This is a genomic window from Paenibacillus sp. fava2 (assembly GCF_058313675.1).
On the sequence record NZ_CM177755.1, the window covers coordinates 7054907 to 7073303 of the forward strand.

Here is an 18397-nt window from a genome sequence, read left to right on the forward strand (position 1 = left end):
ATATGGCAATGCGGGCAACTCAGCTACATAAAGCTCCTGATCATGAAATTTTGCTAAAAGGCATTCTGAACCCAGCTGTCCATTATACTGCCCGGACCGATGCCCAGATCATTCTGCAGAAGCATTTTATAATGGTCATAATGGCTTCGGAAACCGGGAAAATCGCCTAGTGCGGCATAACTCCGCAAGGCCAGCCGGCAGATATCCTCCGAATAGGGGTCAACCTCCTGCAGGGCGGACAACCGGGCAAGCGCCTGCCGCGGACGATCCGTATCCAGCTCATATTCGGCCGACCGCAGCGACATCTGAATATAATTGGCCTGCAGCTCCTTGCGCTTTGCCTCTGCCCAGTTGTAATGATGCTCACCCAGATAATCTCCCCGGTATAATGCCAGTACAGCCTCCCGGCGCTCCCAGTCCTGTTCGTCCTTAACGGCACCGCCCTGCCAGCCCTGTACAAACCGCTCCACGTCAAGCGGAGCATTTCCGGTGACCAGACGGTAGCGTTCCTGTGAAAATTCAACCGTGACCTCCATCCCCCATGTCTTGAGCAGCTTGCGGATGTGGTACACCGTTGTATGCAGATTGGTCACCGCCTTTTCCGGCTTGAAATCCGGCCAGACGAGATCCACAATCATGTCCTTCAGCACCCATTGCCCGCGGTAGTGCAGCATCAGCGCCAGCACCTCCTGCGCTTTGCTGGTCCGCCAAAGCGTTTTTCTGCCGGCATCGTTCCTGTCCATGAATTCCAGCCGCTTGAAGCAGAGAATCCACGGGTTATCGGCCTGTTCCTCGGCAGCCGGCTGCGGAGCAGCCTGCTCCTCACGGCTGACCAGCCGCTCCAGCGTTTTGTTCAGACGCTGTGCCGTGACCGGCTTCAGCAGATAATCCGCCGCATTCAGCTCAAAGGCATCAATTGCATAGTCACTGTATGCCGTGATATAAACAATCCGGATATTGCGGTCCACCTTCATAATATGCTCGGCCGCCTCCAGGCCGTTCATTTCCGGCATTCCGATATCCAGAAAGATGATATCGGCCTTCTCCTGCTCCAGATGCTGCAGCCCCAGCCTTGCCGAGGTATATTTGCCGGCAACCTGCAGCCGTCCGTCTTTCGCAAGGAGCCGTTCAAGATGCTGCAGTGCGGGTTTTTCGTCATCTATTAATATTGCCCTCATAAGCCAGGTTCACCTCTTGTCAGGTCATTCGAGCACCGGGCCGGTCCGCGGAATAGCATAGGAAATCCGGGTTCCGGTGCCAGGCTCGCTTTCTATTATCAGTCCGGTACCATAAATCTTGAGCAGCCGCCGCTGGATATTTCTCAGGCCGATTCCGCCCTCGGTGCGTTCTTCAGACAGCACCTCGCCGATCCGCTCCTGGGACATGCCGATACCGTTATCCGTTACGGCTACCACCAGTTGGCGCGGCAGCAGACGGATCGACAGGGTGACGGTCCCGCCGGCTTCCTTCTTCATCAGCCCATGGTTCACGGCATTCTCCACGATCGGCTGAATGCTCAGCGGAGGAACCAGTTCCCGGATCGGGTCCGGAAGATCAAATTCGATATTCAGCCTCTCATCGAATCTCGCCTTTTCCAAGGCCAGATAGGAACGGACCAGCTCCAGCTCCTTTTCAAGCGGCACAGTCTGCCCGCGGTTCTGAAAATCAAAGCTGCTGCGCAGGTACATGCTGAGATCCAGCAGCAGATCTGTGGCCTTGTCCGGATCATCAGGGCATACGGAGATAATGGCATTAAGCGCGTTATATAAAAAATGCGGCTTGATCTGCGCCTGCAGAAAGGCGATCTCCGTCTCCACGGACTTGCGGATCAGCTTGCGCATATCGAGCAGCGTCTGCACCCGGGCCCGGAATTCCCTCAGCTCCACCGGCTGGATCAGGTAGTCGTTGGCACCCGCTTCAAAGATAGCCTGAATATCCTCCGCACGGGTTCCCGCAGCCAGAACGAGAATCGGCAGCTCGGACAGGATGAACCGCTCCCGGATGGCCTGGCACAGAACCAGCCCCGGCATTTCCGGTATCGCCCAGTCCATAATAACAAGGTCGATATCCGGCTGCTCCTGCATCAGCAGCAGCGCTTCGGGACCGCTGACCGCCGTAATAACCAGATGACCCTCCAGCCGCAGGGCATTGGAGAGCACCTGCAGGTTAACCGGATCATTATCAACAACCAGAATTGTGCAGCATTCCGCGTCCTGCAGCAGCTCCGGTTCATCCGCCCTCAGCTCGGAGGCTGCGGCGGTTTCCCAGCCGGTAACCTCCAGATAATCCTCATTGAGAAGCACTGCCCGCTCCTCCATCACCGGCAGGGTGAAGCGGAATACAGTCCCCTGGCCAAGGGTAGACTCTCCTTCAATCATCCCGCCGTTAAGCTCTACAAGCTTTTGGGTAATGCTGAGGCCCAGCCCGTTTTCACGGTACAGCTTCTGGGCTGAGGCCCCTTGCGGATCATAGGCATCAAAGATCGTCCGCAGCCGCTCCGGCGGCAGCCCCGATCCGTTATCAGCCACCTGAATAACCACATATTTCTTTTTAACCTCAGCGGATACAGTAATCACACCCTGCTGGGTATAATTCACAGCATTTGCCAGCAAATTGAACAGAATCTGCGCCAGCCGCTGCTCATCCGTCTCAAGCAGCGGCAGCGACTCCGGCAGCTCCAGGCGGAAGCTGAGCTTGGGATTGCCCGTGACATGTCGGGTGACCTCCATTACAGAGGATGCGACACTGCGCAGGTCAACCGCCTGCCGCTGCAGAAACAGATCCCCGTGGTTCAGCTTGGCAAAATCAGCCATATCATTGATCAGGGCGGACAGCCTTTTCCCGGCCGATACAATCATCGACAGCTGTCCGGTCTGCTGGGCGGTCAATGGGCCTGCTGCCCCCTCTGCCATCGTCTGGGCAATATTGACGATCCCCTGCAGAGGATTTCGCAGCTCGCGGGAGGTGTCAGCCATGAAATCATCCTTCAGCCCGTCCAGTGTCTGCAGCCTGCGGGACAGCTGCTCTACTTCAAGGAAAGAAGCGGCGTATTGGCGGGTCATCAGAATAGCCTGAAAGAAGCCGAACAGGATAATTTCATAGGACAGCACATAGTAATGAAAAGGCAGGCTACTGAAGCTGACCAGATAAAAGATGATCACTACGCTCAGGCTCTCTATGCTGACCATCATCATAAACCTGTTTTTGCGGTTCTGCAGTGTACCCGCAATCATAGAGTAGAGCACAAAGCTTATGGCAACAACGCCCCAGGTCAGCAGCAGCCCTTCCAGATAACTGAAATACTGCGCCGGAACGAACACGGCAATCAGCAGCAGCACTGCCGTAATTGCCCTTGATGCCCTCATAACCGCCTGGGGCATCGGATAATTGATTGAATTAGCCACATAGCGGAGCAGGTAATAATAAACCAGTGTGGAGGATGCCAGCTGGAGCTTCAGTACAATCTCATAAGACAGTCCGGGAAGTACGGCGGCAATGAGCTTTTCACCGTGCGTCAGAATATACACCAGGGCTGCAATGCTGAACAGGCCCAGGTACAGGGTAATTCCCCGGCTGGCCTTTACCTTGGAGAACATCAGCAGAAACAGGGCCAGGGCAAAAAATCCGAATATGGTTGCCCCGTCGACAAACAAGGCGAACTCCCGGTGCTTCAGGATCGATACCTGGTCACCGATAATAATCGGCTGGATGATACCGCCGGAAGAATAGTTATAGTTCGCCACCTGTACAATAATCTCCAGCCTGCTGCCGTCTACAGCGGCAAATCCCATATAAGGAATATTGTTGGCCTTGCTCTCGGATGGAGAGGGTGCCGGCAGGCCGCTGCTTCCAATCTCCTGTCCGTTCAGGAAGATCTTGCTGGACATCCGGATATTAAGCGAACGCAAGCCGTATACGACTGACTTGCCGTCAGGAATCATGGCCTGCAGGCGGTAAGTGGCATAGCCCTTGGCCTTACTGGTACCGTCATCAGCCAGGTAGTCGTTCCATTTCTCCGGCACATTGATCATCGCGGATACTTCCGGAGCTGGCCTTCCTGTACGGGCAGGCTGGAAATCGTCCGGCGTAAGCAGCCTGTCGCGGTAAAACTCCCACTCCCCGTTCAGCTTCAGCGACCCGTCCTGCCGGAAATCCCAGTCCCGCAGATCGATTATGCCCTGCCTGGATACAGGCAGCACCTGAGAACCCGTTAAATTCTGAAGGATGGAGAACAGCGGCACTATGCAGACCAGCAGCAGGCTCGCCAGCACGCTCAGCCAGTACTTCCTCATACTCAGGGCTCCCTCCTAAAATTCAAGCTTATAAAAATTTAATATTTTCCAAAAAATTATACATTGGATTCCTGTTATTAAAAAGAAAAAAACCGATCCCTTATATTTCGGAATCGGCGGCTAATCTTGTTATACTTCAAAACTGGTAACTTTTATTTCAATTCGGGGGCTGCAGCCGGTGCTGCCGCGCCGGCGTGATCCTGTGATCTGGAGAGGAAAATATTCAGGACAATCGCTGTCAGGGAGCCGGAGACGATCCCGTTCTGCAGGAGCATTCTGGCAAACTCCGGCAGCTGGTCGAACATGGAAGGCAGAACAGCCGAGCCGAGGCCGACGGCAATACTGCAGGCGGCAATCAGCAGATTCCCGTCCTTGCGCAGATCCACTTCGGACAGAATCGACATTCCCGAGGCGGCAACGGAACCGAACATAACGATCATCGCACCGCCCAGCACGGCATTAGGCACAACGGTTGTCAGCGCAGCCAGCTTGGGAAGAAGACCCAGCACCACCATAATCCCGCCCGCAGCGAAAATGACATTACGCGTCTTGACACGGGTCAGAGACAACAATCCGACATTCTGTGAAAATGCCGTATAAGGGAATGCGTTGAAAAGTCCGCCCAGCATGATGGCAAGCCCTTCCGAGCGCAGGCCGTTTACAATCTGACGGTCTTCCACTTTCTGGTCTGTAGCCTTGCCGACTGCAAAATATACGCCTGTCGATTCTACCATGGATACAATATTGACGATAATCATCGTGAAGATTGCCGTTACGCTGAACTGCGGCCAGCCGAAGTAGAAAGGCTGGGCAATACTTACATAAGATGCGGTGCCGACAGAAGAGAAATCAACGATCCCCATAAAATAGCCGATGGCTGTTCCGATGACGAGACCCACCAGTACGGAAACAGAACGCAGGAAGCCGGTTGCCAGACGGTTCACGGCAAGGATAACCAGCAGCGTAATCAAAGCCAGCAGCAGATTGCGCGGCTGTCCGAAGTCAGGGCTGCCCTGTCCGCCCGCCACATTGTTCATGGCAACAGGAATAAGCGAGAGCCCGATGATGGTGACCACAGATCCGGTAACGACTGTAGGAAAGAATTTCAGCAGTCTGCCATAGATAGGGGCCGCCAGTACAACGAACAGGCCGGATATAATGATTGCGCCATAGGCGGTCGCGAGATTTGAGCCTGAAGCAACGGCAATAATCGGGCTGACGGCAGTAAAGGTACAGCCCAGCACGACCGGCAGCCCGCTGCCGAAATACTTGCTGCCCATTACCTGAAGCAGTGTGGCCAGGCCGCAGGTAAACAGATCAGCCGCGATCAGATAGGCCATCTGCGCCGGACTCAAATTCAGTGCGCCTCCGACAACCAGCGGTACAATAACAGCTCCGGCGTACATGGCCAGCACATGCTGCAGCCCCAGAGCGAAAATCTTTTGCTTGCTTAACATCCTGCACTCTCCTTAATCATCTCTTCATTTGCTATAAAATGAACTTCTCCCGGGGCCATAGACGAGATTCTTGCCAGCGCATGCACCGCAATGCCCCTCTTCTCCAGCAGGCTCCGCCCTTCCTGAAAGCTCTTTTCGATTACGCAGCCCACGCCCAGCAGCTGCGCGCCGGATTGCTCCACAATATCGACCAGTCCCACCAGCGCCGCGCCGGTGGCAAGGAAATCATCGATAATCAGCACCCTGTCGTCAGGTCCCAGATATTTCTGTGAGATGCTGATCCGGTAGTCCTCCTGGCGGGTGAAGGAATGCACCGGGGCCGAATAGACACTTTCGGACAAGGTTACGGCCTTCTTCTTCTTGGCATAAATAAAGGGGACCTTGTATGCAATCCCTGCAGCCATTGCGAACTGTATCCCGCTTGCTTCAACCGTCAATATTTTGGTAACTGGCAAATCACCGAACACTTCCCTGAACTCCTGGCCGATCTGCAGGGCAAGCGCCGTATCCACCTGATGATTCAGAAACGAATCCACCTTCAGCACGGTATCCGAGAGAATCAGGCCCTCTTCTCTAATGCGTTCCTCCAATACTTTCATAACGGCAGCTTCTCTCCTTCAATAGTTGTGGCAGCTGAGTGGACGGCGGAAACAAAAAAAAGGACAGATTCACTTGAGCGTTTCTCTCAAGTGAATCTGTCCTTCTGGGTTTTTGTCCCTAAGCGGTGTAACACATCAGCAGTGTCCGCATCGCTTGGACCAGCCTTCTGCCGGCCGGACGGCAGACAGAAGCGGAACCCTAGATGCGCTATTTCACTCATAGTCGGATATTTACAGTGGTTATCCGGTAGAAACTTATGGGCCATATTCCCAAGATTATATGAGTTGTTATATGAATATCCGTAGTTAAACCTTCGTATATCTTACACGCTCTGTACGATCCTTACAAGCCCCCATTTTTGAAAATCAGTCATTAGTTTTGACAATTTTTCATGTAATTCATCCATTTTCACCCAACCTGTAGGCAGCCGTTGATTTAGTGCTCCGCCCAGCCTGTATTGCTCACGCATTTTCCGCCAGCGCATTAATGATATAGAAGTCCAAACGGGAAGGAATGATGCAGATGGCTAAGCAGAAAGACCGGATCGTCGTTATTATTCAAAAGGGTAAACGGCGCATTGTTACCCGCACTCCGCTTGCAGGAGTCGGACGGCTGGTGTTTGTCATCAATAACCAGTATACTAATGCCGCCAATACTACACAGATTGCCAGCGGCGCAGGACGCAGCAGCGCGGGCGGGAGCAACGCCGCCATCGCCTCCCCCTATACCCGCCAGCAGCAGAGCGTCGGCGCCGGAGGAGACGCGGTTAACCGCGGCAGCATGGGCAAGGGATACCGGGGGCGCCATAACGCTCCGCTTCCGCTGATTGCCGGGGACAAGGAAATTGTCATAGTAGTTAACAACCAGACAGTGAAGCTGCCCAAAGGCAGCCAGAGCTCCTCTGCTACCCAGGTGGGAAGCGGAGGCGGCACGTACAGCACGGGCGGCACCAACTCGGCCATTGAGAGTCCCTATACAAGACAGCAGCAGGCGGTGGGCGGGGGCGCAGGCGGCCACGCCGTAAACCGGGCATTTTCCGGCCGGAAACAGGCCCGCAAACGCTCCCGGTAAAGGGCAAAAACAGTTGTCATAAAAACGCCAGATAATCTGACTAATTTTTGGTTAAACTGGCGTTTTCCCTGCGTTTCCTCTATCATCGCTTCTCTATTAAAAGTATAATTAATAAAACTAGCTAGATAAAGGCGGGCAAGCATGAAAATACAACAACGGATTTGGTTAGCAACTGTTACTTCTATACTGCTGCTCAGCAGTATGATCACTATAGCAATGATCTATCTTGAAGGAACACCTCTATACCTGGCCCTGGGGGCAGGTGTAGCAGGTGTTCTGCTCTGTATCTACTTCATGACACAGATTCACCGCAATGTAACGCAGGGCATTGAACAGATTAGAGCGATATCCGAAGATATCGCCGGCGGCACACTCAATGCCTCGGGAATGACCACCCGCAGTGATGAATTCGGGCAGCTGGCCCAGTCCTTTTACCGCCTGGGGGTTGACCTGCATCACAAGACTGCCGAGGAGCGCATTCTGCGCCTGAAGGCCGAGGATCAGGCCTGGATTAACACAGAGGTCTCGGAAATGGCACTGCGCCTTCAAGGCTCCGTACATCTGCAGACAGCAGCGCGCATCTTCATCTCGCGGCTGGCTACAGCTGTCGGCGGAAGCTATGGCGCCATGTACATGCTGCAGCACGACCGGCTGCAGTTCACGGCCGGCTATGCCTTTGATGAGGCCTCTGTAAGCCGTGAGCCGTTCGCGCCCGGCAGCGGGCTGGTGGGTCAATGCGCGGTTGACAAGCAGATGATCATCCTGAACGATCTGCCGGAGCATTACGTAAGAGTACACTCCGGACTGGGCGAAGCTGCCCCGTCGACACTGATTGTCCTTCCGGTCTTATATGAGAATGACGTTGTCGCTGTAGTCGAGCTGGCCACCTTGAAGGAGCTCGGAGACAAGGAGCGGCAGTTAATCGAGCGGACCGGCCAGAACATGGGGGTACTGATTAATACCTTGGCTGATGTTGCGCAGATTGAGGAGCTGCTTAACCACACCCAGCTGCAAAAAGAAGAGCTGGAAGCCCAGACGGAAGAGCTTCAGGCGCAGACCCAGGAGCTGGAGGCCCAGACGGAGGAGCTGCGGGCGCAGACTGATGAACTGGCGACGTCCAACAGCACTCTGCAGCAGCAGATGGAGCTGACCGCACGGCAGAAGGCGGAGATTGAAGCGCAGGCCGATGAGCTGCTGGCTCAGACGGAAGAGCTTGCCGCCTCCAACCAGGATCTGCAGACCCAGATGGAGCTGACTGCACGGCAAAAAGCAGAGATCGAAGCGCAGGCCGATGAGCTGCTGGCTCAGACGGAAGAGCTTCAGGATCAGAAAGAGCAGCTACAGGCCCAGGCGCAGGAGCTGCTTGCCCAGACCGATGAATTGGCTGCCTCCAATAACAATCTGCAGCAGGAGATGGAGCTGACCGCACGGCAAAAGTCAGAGATTGAAGCACAGGCTGCCGAGCTGCGTGAGCAGATGGAGATCACTGCACGGCAGAAGGATGAGATTCAGGAACAGGCGGATGAGCTGCTCGCCCAGACGGAGGAGCTGGCTACCTCAAACAGCAATCTGCAGGATCAGATGAAGCTTACCGCTCAGCAGAAAGAGGAGATCCAGGAGCAGGCGGATGAGCTGCTGGAGCAGACCAGAGAGCTCCAGGACCAGAAAGAGCAGCTACAGGCTCAGGCTCAGGAGCTGGAAGCTCAGACAGAGGAACTGCTCGCCCAGACGGAGGAGCTGGCTACCTCAAACAGCAATTTACAGGATCAGATGAGACTTACGGCACAGCAGAAAGAGGAGATCCAGAACCAGGCAGATGAGCTGCTCGCCCAGACGAATGTCCTTCAGGACCAGAAGGAGCAGCTGGAAGCCCAGACCCAGGAGCTGTTCGCCCAGACGGAAGAGTTGGCTGTATCTAACAAGAGCCTGCTGCAGCAGATGGAGCTGACAGAGCAGCAGAAGGAAGAAATTAAGGTGCAGGCGGAAGAAATCTTCATGGCTGCCCAGTACAAGTCGGAATTCCTGGCCAATGTATCGCATGAGCTGCGCACGCCGCTGAACAGCCTGCTGATTCTGTCACAGATTCTGGCCGAGAACAAAGAGGGCAATCTTGGAGCCAAGCAATTAGAATATGTGCATACTATCTTCTCGGCAGGTAAAGACCTGCTGCAGCTGATTGATGAGATTCTGGATCTGGCCAAGCTTGAAGTCGGTAAAATGACGCCTGTGCTGGAGCCTGTTCCTCTGCATGATATCAGCAGCCATCTGTATCGCCGGTTTGAGCAGCAGGCGAAGACCAAGCAACTGCGCTTTGACGTACATTGTGACAGCAGGCTGCCTGAGCACCTGCTGACAGACGGACACAGGCTGCAGCAGATTCTGAACAACCTGCTCTCCAATGCCCTGAAGTTTACACCTGAGCACGGCTCGATCTCCCTGTCAGTCCGGACAAGCGGCGACGAGATTGTCTTCGCTGTCAGCGATACAGGGATTGGTATCGCCGCTGCCAAGCTGGAGAGTATCTTTGAGGCCTTCCAGCAGGCGGACGGAACCACCAGCCGTAAATACGGCGGTACAGGCCTCGGCCTGACCATCTGCCGCGAGCTGGCCGGCCTGCTGGGCGGAAGAATCGAAGTCGATTCCGTCGAAGGCAAGGGAAGCACCTTCTCGCTGATTCTGCCTGCAAAGCTGCCTGATGAGCTTGCCCTGTCACAGGCTGCTTCCACCTTTGCTGCAGCAGCCAGCCAGGTGTATGAGCCGGATTCGGCTCCTGACGAAGAGCATCCTTCATTCCGCGAATCCTTTGTTCCCGACATCTCGATTTCCAATCCGAAGCTTCTTCAGTATGCGGAGATGGATGATGACCGGAATAATCTGGAGAGCGGTGATACCCTGCTCCTAATCATTGAGGAGGATGCCGAGTTCGCCTCGATCCTGCTTGATCTTGCGCGGAGCAGAGGCTTCAAGGCCATTGTGGCTTTCCAGGGCGACCAGGGCCTTGCCCTCGCCCATGCCTACAAGCCTGATGCTATCCTGCTCGATCTGCATCTGCCGGTACTCGACGGCTGGGCCATTATCAGCCGGCTGAAGGGCCGTCCGGAGCTGCGCCATATTCCGGTTCATGTTATCTCCACTGCTGAAGAGAACCAGCAGAGCCTGGCGATGGGCGCCCTTTCCTTCTGGAAGAAGCCAAGTGACCAGGCTGAGCTGGAGACAGCCTTCCTGCAGATAGAGACCTATATCCGCCGTCCGGTGAAGAGCCTGCTGATCGTGGAGGATAACCAGCTGCTGCGCAGCAGTCTGGTGGAGTTCATTGCCCATCCGGACGTCAGAGTGGTCGCCGTCGGTACCGGGCGCGAAGCGCTCGAGCAGCTGAGTAGCCATCATTTTGACTGCATGGTGCTTGATCTTGGATTGTCGGATATCAGCGGCTTCGATCTGATGGAGCAGATCAAGACCAACCGCAAGCTGCAGACACTGCCGGTCATCATCTATACAGGCAAGGATCTCAGCAAAACCGATGAGCAGCGCCTGAAGCATTATGCCGAGAGCATCGTTATCAAGAATGTGCGCTCGATGGAACGGCTTTATGATGAAACGGCATTGTATCTCCACCGCAGACATGCCGACCTGCCGCCGGACAAGCAGCAGCTGATCGAGAAGCTGCATAATCCGGAAGCGGCCTTTGCCGGCAAGCAGATTCTGCTGGTCGATGATGACATGCGTAATATTTTTGCGTTATCGAGTGTGCTTGAGGGTTATAATATGGAGATAAGCTTTGCCCAGAACGGTCTGGAGGCACTGGCGCATCTGGAGCAGCATCCGGAGACCCAGCTTGTGTTCATGGACATTATGATGCCGGAAATGGATGGTTATGAGACGATGAAGCGGATCCGCGAGAACCCGGCGTATGATCATATCGTCATCATTGCTCTGACTGCCCGTGCGCTGGAGGAGGACCGGACCAAATGTCTGCAGGCCGGAGCCTCGGATTATATCTCTAAGCCAATCAACACCACCCAGTTGGTTACTGTATTAAAGGTATGGTTAATCCAATAGCTCTAACGATCACTATCTGTCTTTTTCATTCTAACTTGTCCGGGAGGAACTATGGATTATCCTGTTAATATTTTGATTGTAGATGATCGTCCCGATGAGTTTCTCTCTGTTCAAGCCCTGCTTGCGGATAAACCATACCGGCTCGTTCATGCCACCTCGGGGATGGATGCCCTGAAGCACCTGCTGGAGCAGGAATTTGCCCTGATTATTATGGATGTCCTAATGCCCGATATGAATGGCTTTGAGACAGCCAAACGGATCAAGATGCGCAAAAAATCAAAAGATATTCCGATCATCTTTTTGACCTCGCTCACCTCGGAGCTGGAGAATTATATGATGGCCTACACGGCCGGAGCTATAGATTACCTGACCAAGCCGTTCCATCCGCTGGTGCTGAAGAGCAAGATTGACGGCTTCGTCCGCATGTTCCAGACCCGCAAGGAGCTGCAGCTCAAAACACAGGAGCTGGAGTCGGCCAATATCGTGCTCACTGAGCTGAAGGATACAGCAGAGGTGGCACTGCGGATCAAAAGCGGCTTTCTCGCCATGATGAGCCATGAGATCAGAACCCCGCTCAATGGGATCATCGCCATGTCTGATGTGCTGCGGACTTCGGATCTGTCATCAGATGATCTGGAGATGGCCGATATTATCCATACCAGCGGTCATGCCCTGCTGTCGGTAATCAACCATATCCTGGACTTCACCAAGATTGAATCCGGCAAAATGGAGCTGGACTACGAGCTGTTCAACCTCCATTCCTGCCTCAAGGAAACGCTCGACCTGTTCAGGGCGCTGGCGATGGAACGCAGCCTGGCACTGGAGATGCTGATTGACCCTAATATTCCCGCCCTGCTGGTCGGAGATTCCAACCGCCTGAGACAGGTGCTTAACAACCTGATCGGAAATGCCATTAAATTCACCATCAGCGGCAGTGTAAAGGTACACGCGCGTCTCAGACAGGCGATGGACGGCGTACTGCAGCTGGAATTTGTGGTTGAAGATACCGGCGTAGGGATTCCGGACGATAAAATGAAATATCTGTTCCAGCCGTTTACCCAGGTTGATGCAACCATTAACCGGAAATTCGGCGGGACCGGTCTTGGGTTGTCCATCTGCAAAATGCTCGTCGAGCTGATGGGCGGTACCATTTATGCCAGAACAGGCATGGAGCAGGGTGCAGCCTTTGTATTCACCATTCAGGTCACAGAAGGCAGACCGGATTAAATCCTTTTTCCCCTACAAAAAAACCGCAAGTTCTCCGGAAAGGAGCACTTACGGTTTTTTTGGTTGTCATAATTCAGCATATCCGCGGAATAACTACAGCTGTTCTATACCGGCCGGCTGGTCTTCCAGTTTCTTATGGTTCAGCACATTGTCCTCCAGCACAGCGAATTTATCACCATACTCCCTGATAATATGCCGTTCGCCCCAGGCGCACAGCGAATCGAGAATGGCGCGCAGCGACTGTCCGTATTCACTCAGCTCATATTCCACCTTGGGCGGCACCTGATTGTAGCTGATCCGGTTGACAATCCCGTCCTCCTCCAGCTCACGGAGCTGCTGAGTGAGCATCTTTTGCGTAATGTTCGGCATATGCCGCTTTAAATCGCTGGTCCGCAGCTTGCCGTGGGTCAGATGGCAGAGAATCACGCATTTCCATTTGCCGCCGATCACTTCCAGAGTAGCTTCAACGGAGATATTATATTTTTTGGACATGGGGTCCTCCTAAAGGTTTTGTTAGCATGGTATAGGTACTTTTTAGTACCTATAGTACTTTTAAGTACGTACTATCCACTATCGCCTACGTGGTTCATAATAGCATTTACCGGCCGGTGATTACCATACTACAGGAGTGGAAAACATGTCCTTGAATCAAAAAAGAAGCACGCTCGCGCTGCTGGCGCTTGCAGTCAGCGCTTTTGCTATCGGAACAACCGAGTTTATCAGTGTCGGGCTGCTGCCGCTGATAGCTGATGACCTGCATATATCCGTAACGGCGGCCGGACTGACGGTCACCCTCTACGCTCTCGGCGTTACCTTCGGGGCGCCTGTCCTGACTTCCCTGACAACGGCGGTGTCCCGCAAAACACTGCTGCTGGCGCTGATGGTGCTGTTTATCCTCGGCAACAGCCTTGCCGCCGCTTCAAGCGGCATTGTCCTGCTGCTGACAGCCCGGGTCATCTCCGCCTTGTCCCACGGCCTGTTCATGTCAATTGCTTCAACGATCGCCGCAGATCTTGTGCCGGAGAACCGCAAGGCCAGTGCTATCTCCATTATGTTTACCGGCCTGACCGTCGCCACCGTAACAGGCGTACCGCTCGGCACGCTGCTAGGCCAGCACCTGGGCTGGCGGGCAGCCTTTATCGCTATTGCCGCTGTTGGTGTTGCTGCACTGGCCGCCAATCTGCTGCTTATCCCTTCCGGATTACGCACAGGTCAGCGCACACCTCTGAGTGAGCAGATCAAGCTGGTGACGAGCGGGCGGCTGCTGCTGGCTTTTGCCATAACAGCTCTTGGATATGGCGGTACTTTCGCTGTCTTCACCTACCTATCGCCGCTGCTGCATGAAATCAGCGGCTTCAAGGAGCAGACAGTTGCCGTAATCCTGCTCGTTTATGGCTTGGCAATTGCCGCCGGCAATGTTATCGGCGGCAAAGCCGCGAATCATAGACCGATGAATGCCCTGTTTTACATGTTCGCCCTGCAGGCGGCCGTGCTGCTGATCCTGACCTTCACGGCCCCGTTCAAGACCGCGGCGCTCGTCACCATTATCTTCATGGGCCTGCTCGCCTTCATGAACGTACCCGGGTTGCAATCCTATGTCGTAATGCTGGCTGACCGGTACGCGCCTGGAGCCAGGGACATTGCCTCTGCGGTAAACATCGCCGCCTTCAATGCCGGCATCGCCATCGGCGCCTATCTCGGCGGAATCGTCACAGAGCACCTGGGCCTGATTCATACAGCCTGGGTCGGGTCAGTCATGGTGCTTGGCGCGGTAGTCCTTACCGCGCGGAGCCGTTCGCTTGAGCGCAGAGATGAACAGCTGACGCATCGTACAACAGCCTGACCCGGGAACTATCCAGTCATTACACTGCCAGATCAACTAAATCCGGATTACAACAATCCGTCTCGGAGGTTATTTCTAATGACACAACATACAGCACAGCATTTGCAGGATACAACAGTATTACAAGGAGGCGTAAAGATGCCCTGGCTCGGCCTGGGTGTTTTCCAGGTGGCCGATGGCGATGAACTCGTGCAGGCGGTAAAATCAGCAGTTGCCCAAGGCTACCGGAGTATTGATACTGCAGCCATTTATCAGAATGAGCGGGGAGTAGGACAGGCTATTGCGGAGGCACTGGCAGAGAACGGGCTGCAGCGCGAGGAGCTCTTCATCACCTCTAAAGTGTGGAATGCCGATCTTGGCTATGAGGAGACGCTGGCCGCCTACGAGGCCAGCCTGGAAAGACTCGGCCTGGACTATCTGGATCTGTACCTGATCCACTGGCCGGTGAAGGACAAATACAAAGAAGCCTGGAGAGCGCTCGAAACGCTCTTCAAGACAGGCCGGGTCAAAGCGATCGGGGTCAGCAATTTCCAGATTCATCACCTGGAGGAGCTGCTTAAGGATGCAGAAATCCGCCCGGCAGTCAATCAGGTTGAGCTCCATCCTTACCTGTCCCAGCAGGAGCTCAGAAGCTATTGCCGTGAGCAGGGCATCCAGATCGAAGCCTGGTCGCCGCTGATGCAGGGCGGGCTGCTTGATCAGCCAGACCTGCAAAGCATTGCTGCGAGAGCAGGAAAGTCAGTCGCCCAGGTCATTCTCCGCTGGGACCTGCAGCATGGCATCGTAACCATTCCGAAGTCAACGAAGGAGCTGCGGATTCAGGAGAACGCCGCACTGTTCGATTTCGAGCTGAGCGCTGAAGAAATGGCAGTCATTGACGGCCTGAACCGCGACCAGCGGGTCGGTCCGGACCCGGACAACTTTGATTTCTAAGGCTGGGCACTGCCTACTGCTGTAATCAGCACCGGCAGCACCAGGAAGGAGGCCAGTGTGGTCCAGACAATGCAGCGGGATACCAGCGAAGGCGAGCTGCCGAACCGCTCGGCCAGCACGACCGAGTTGACGGCAACCGGCATGGAGGCCAAAACGAGCAGCACCGAGAACAAGGTGCCGGAAATATTCAGCAGCAGCAGGACCAGCAGGGCAATCAGCGGTGACAGCAGCAGCCGGACAGACAGGCCTGTCCAGAAGGCCAGCTGCACATTGCGCTCGGTGTGGCCGGCTCTGACCCTGACCATCTGCGCTCCGAGAATTGCCAGTACGACCGGCGAATACGCTCCCGCTACCATAGAGACGCCTGAGGCCAGCTCCTGCGGCAGCTGCAGGCCAAGCCCTCTCAGCAGCAGAGCGAGCAAAGCGGCATAGACGGCGGGAAGGGCAAAGACGGATTTCACTGCGCTTTTTACATTAAACTGTGACCGGGCGGCGAAATACACGCCGATCGTATTCACGATCACCATCTGGACAATGACATAGACCGAGGCCTTGTCGAGTCCAAGCTGTCCGAAGGCCAGCAGGACCAGCGGCAGCCCGTAGTTAACGCTGTTCGTAAAGGTGGAGATCAGGGTCAGCCCCGCCGCTTCCGGCGGATCCAGCTTCAGCAGCCTGCCGAGCACCAGCGACACAAGCCATAGAAGCAGCAGATTTAGCAGCGCGAAGGCAATCGTCTGATATACATCGCCGAAGGATATCTCGGCATTAGCCAGCGTATCAAGAATGATGGCCGGGGTCAGAAAGTACAGATAAAGCGTCAGTAACGGCTTGGTGTCCAAATTTTTGTAGCGGGCCAGCAGCGCTCCGGCGGTAACGGGGATGGCCAGCGGCACGATAACCTCCACTAAGGTCGATAATACCTGCTGAATCACGGTCCAGGACTCCTCTATGCTATAGTTATTCCCTACTATACCCCTGGAAGCAAGCACCGTCCAAGATTTGGAGACAATATGCTTAATAGACAACGCCTATGGAGAGACTGAATGCTATAGGCAGGCACACCAAAAATCCCTGTCCCCGGAATACCGGGAAACAGGGATTTCTGTCTTTAATCTGCTTTGATCTCCAGGAGCTCATATTGAATGACACCCATTGGAGCATTGACACTGATGATGTCGCCGACCTTTTTGCCGAGCAGCTCTTTGCCCAGCGGGCTTTCATACGAAATCTTGTTTTCCAGCACATCCGCTTCAGCCGGACCCACTACTCTGTATTCGATCTTTTCAGCGAATTCCACATCGTTAAGAATAACAACAGTACCTACACTGACTGTGCTCAGATCCATGCTGCTGGAATCGACGATCTGCGCCTTAATCAGCATTTTCTCCAGGATCATAATACGGGTCTCCATGAAGGACTGGTCTTCCTTGGCCGAGTGATACTCGCTGTTCTCCTTAAGGTCACCGTAGCTGATCGCCAGCTTAAGACGGGCGGCAAGCTCTTTACGTCCTGGTCCCTTGAGCTCTCTGAGCTCGTCCTCGAGCTTGGCCAAACCTTCCTTGGTCAAGAATACTTCTTCATTAGACATGTTCACAACTCCTATTTTTGCCTGCTTTATTGTATTCTACCCTATATTTCAGTTCTGTAAAAGGATTGACGAAAAGCAGTGCAGCTGGTAGATTAGATTAAATTAATCACACGAATTGACTCGGAATTACACTTTAGCCAAAGGGGCTGGTCACCATTAACTTTGTTTTCTTTTCCCCTCATTTCCCCAGAAACAGCGCTGATTTCTGTATCCAGCTGCAGCGCCAGGGGGTGTTCGTGCTCGGGATCGGCGATGCCGAATATGCTCATCTGGAGGATCGGCTGCAGCTTGCACTGACGGAATACTATAAGGTGTCAGACCTAGAAAATTACGAAGAAATTCTGCGGGCCGTCGGCTATTTCACCCATAAATACGGTAAAATTGACCGGTTTGAGTCGCTGAATGAATACTGGCTGGAGCAGGATGCCGCGATCCGGACTGATTTTAACATCTACGGCACCAAAAATGATTTCGTCCAGAATTTGAAGCACAAATCCAAAATGAAGGAATTTTTCCGCAAAAGCGGGGTAAGCACCGTCCAGTTCTCCACCGGAACCACCCGTGAAAGCGTGGATGAATTCATCCAAAGCGCCGGATTCCCGCTGGTGGTCAAGCCTGACCTCGGCTCAGGGGCCAGCAACACCTTCAAGATCAGTAACGAAGCTGAGCTGCAGCACTTTTTTGATAACAAGCCGGCTGATGTCTCGTTTATCATTGAGGAATTTATCGACGGGGTGATTTTCACCTATGATGGTCTGGTTGATCGAAACGGAGAAGTCCGGTTCGCCGTCAGCCACCTGTTCGAGAACAGCGTCATGGACGTCGTGAATACGGACAACCACCTCTATTATTTCTGCCTGAAGGACATTAGTCCGGAGGTTGAGGAAGCCGGAAGAAGCATTCTGAAGGCTTTTGACATCAGGGAACGTTTCTTCCATATCGAGCTGTTCAAATCGAACAAAGACGGACGGATTATTGCGCTTGAAGTAAATATGCGGCCGCCCGGTGCGTGGATGACGGATGCCATTAACTTCTCCTATGATGTTGACGTGTATAAGGAATGGGCAGGGATGGTGGCCAGGAATGAGGTCGGCGGCCCGTATGAAGGCAAATACTACACCGGCTATGCCAGCCGCAAGCGGCACAAGCACTACACCCACAGCCATGAAGACATTTACCGTACCTATGGTGATAAAATCGTAAACTACGCCGAGATCGAAGAGGTGTTCAGCAGAGCGATGGGCAACAGCGCTTATCAGTTCCGCTCCCCCGACCTTGAGACTGTCAGAGAAATCGTGAAGTATATACAACAAGAAGAAGGATAGGA

13 protein-coding genes and 1 riboswitch are annotated in these 18397 nt (G+C 54.0%); of the genes, 6 read left to right on the top strand and 7 right to left on the bottom strand.

Translation table 11 applies throughout. The annotated features are described in order from the left end of the window. Positions 1 to 53: 53 nt before the first annotated feature. From AC4G46_RS31080 to AC4G46_RS31095, 4 genes are all read right to left on the bottom strand, one after another. The gene (locus AC4G46_RS31080; RefSeq protein ID WP_491126012.1) at positions 54 to 1178 is read right to left on the bottom strand and encodes a response regulator; all 1125 of its coding nucleotides are present in this window, start codon (positions 1176 to 1178) and stop codon (positions 54 to 56) included. 24 nt (positions 1179 to 1202) lie between these two features. Next, a complete protein-coding gene (locus tag AC4G46_RS31085) occupies positions 1203 to 4292 on the bottom strand; it encodes an ATP-binding protein (protein WP_491126013.1) in 3090 nt (1029 codons plus the stop codon). A 152-nt stretch (positions 4293 to 4444) separates the two neighbouring features. Beyond that, positions 4445 to 5749 (bottom strand): nucleobase:cation symporter-2 family protein, encoded by a 1305-nt coding sequence (locus AC4G46_RS31090; protein ID WP_491126014.1) that lies wholly within the window; start codon positions 5747 to 5749, stop codon positions 4445 to 4447. Beyond that, positions 5743 to 6348, bottom strand: a complete 606-nt coding sequence (locus tag AC4G46_RS31095; RefSeq protein ID WP_491126015.1) for a xanthine phosphoribosyltransferase — start codon at positions 6346 to 6348, stop codon at positions 5743 to 5745. The genes AC4G46_RS31090 and AC4G46_RS31095 overlap by 7 nt, the downstream gene beginning before the upstream one ends. Positions 6349 to 6548: 200 nt before the next feature. Further along, a riboswitch (purine riboswitch) is annotated at positions 6549 to 6652 on the bottom strand. A gap of 219 nt (positions 6653 to 6871) precedes the next feature. On the opposite strand from AC4G46_RS31095, the gene AC4G46_RS31100 reads away from it, so the two are divergent. From AC4G46_RS31100 to AC4G46_RS31110, 3 genes are all read left to right on the top strand, one after another. Continuing rightward, positions 6872 to 7420 carry a hypothetical protein gene (locus AC4G46_RS31100; RefSeq protein ID WP_491126016.1) on the top strand — a complete coding sequence of 183 codons (549 nt, stop codon included), beginning with the start codon at positions 6872 to 6874 and terminating at the stop codon, positions 7418 to 7420. 141 nt (positions 7421 to 7561) lie between these two features. Continuing rightward, positions 7562 to 11479: a response regulator gene (locus tag AC4G46_RS31105; RefSeq protein ID WP_491126017.1), complete on the top strand. Its 3918-nt coding sequence runs from the start codon at positions 7562 to 7564 to the stop codon at positions 11477 to 11479. A 51-nt stretch (positions 11480 to 11530) separates the two neighbouring features. Continuing rightward, positions 11531 to 12706, top strand: a complete 1176-nt coding sequence (locus tag AC4G46_RS31110; protein ID WP_491126018.1) for a response regulator — start codon at positions 11531 to 11533, stop codon at positions 12704 to 12706. Positions 12707 to 12799: 93 nt separating this feature from the next. Here the strand turns inward: AC4G46_RS31110 and AC4G46_RS31115 are convergent, their stop codons facing one another. Next, the gene (locus tag AC4G46_RS31115; protein ID WP_277468005.1) at positions 12800 to 13198 is read right to left on the bottom strand and encodes a winged helix-turn-helix transcriptional regulator; all 399 of its coding nucleotides are present in this window, start codon (positions 13196 to 13198) and stop codon (positions 12800 to 12802) included. A gap of 145 nt (positions 13199 to 13343) precedes the next feature. Between AC4G46_RS31115 and AC4G46_RS31120 the strand changes: the two genes are divergently transcribed. Both AC4G46_RS31120 and AC4G46_RS31125 read left to right on the top strand, forming a co-directional pair. After that, on the top strand, positions 13344 to 14549 hold the full coding sequence (locus AC4G46_RS31120; RefSeq protein ID WP_491126019.1) for an MFS transporter: 1206 nt from the start codon (positions 13344 to 13346) through the stop codon (positions 14547 to 14549). A gap of 78 nt (positions 14550 to 14627) precedes the next feature. Then, positions 14628 to 15482, top strand: coding sequence for an aldo/keto reductase (locus tag AC4G46_RS31125; RefSeq protein ID WP_491126020.1), 855 nt, complete (start codon positions 14628 to 14630; stop codon positions 15480 to 15482). Here the strand turns inward: AC4G46_RS31125 and AC4G46_RS31130 are convergent. Beyond that, complete coding sequence (locus tag AC4G46_RS31130; RefSeq protein WP_491126021.1) at positions 15479 to 16414, bottom strand: AEC family transporter; 936 nt, start codon at positions 16412 to 16414, stop codon at positions 15479 to 15481. The two genes, AC4G46_RS31125 and AC4G46_RS31130, sit on opposite strands and share 4 nt — an antisense overlap. Before the next feature lie 176 nt (positions 16415 to 16590). After that, positions 16591 to 17070: a transcription elongation factor GreA gene (greA, locus tag AC4G46_RS31135; RefSeq protein WP_491126022.1), complete on the bottom strand. Its 480-nt coding sequence runs from the start codon at positions 17068 to 17070 to the stop codon at positions 16591 to 16593. A 236-nt stretch (positions 17071 to 17306) separates the two neighbouring features. Between greA and AC4G46_RS31140 the strand changes: the two genes are divergently transcribed. Next, positions 17307 to 18395, top strand: a complete 1089-nt coding sequence (locus AC4G46_RS31140; RefSeq protein WP_491126023.1) for an ATP-grasp domain-containing protein — start codon at positions 17307 to 17309, stop codon at positions 18393 to 18395. Positions 18396 to 18397 lie beyond the last annotated feature (2 nt).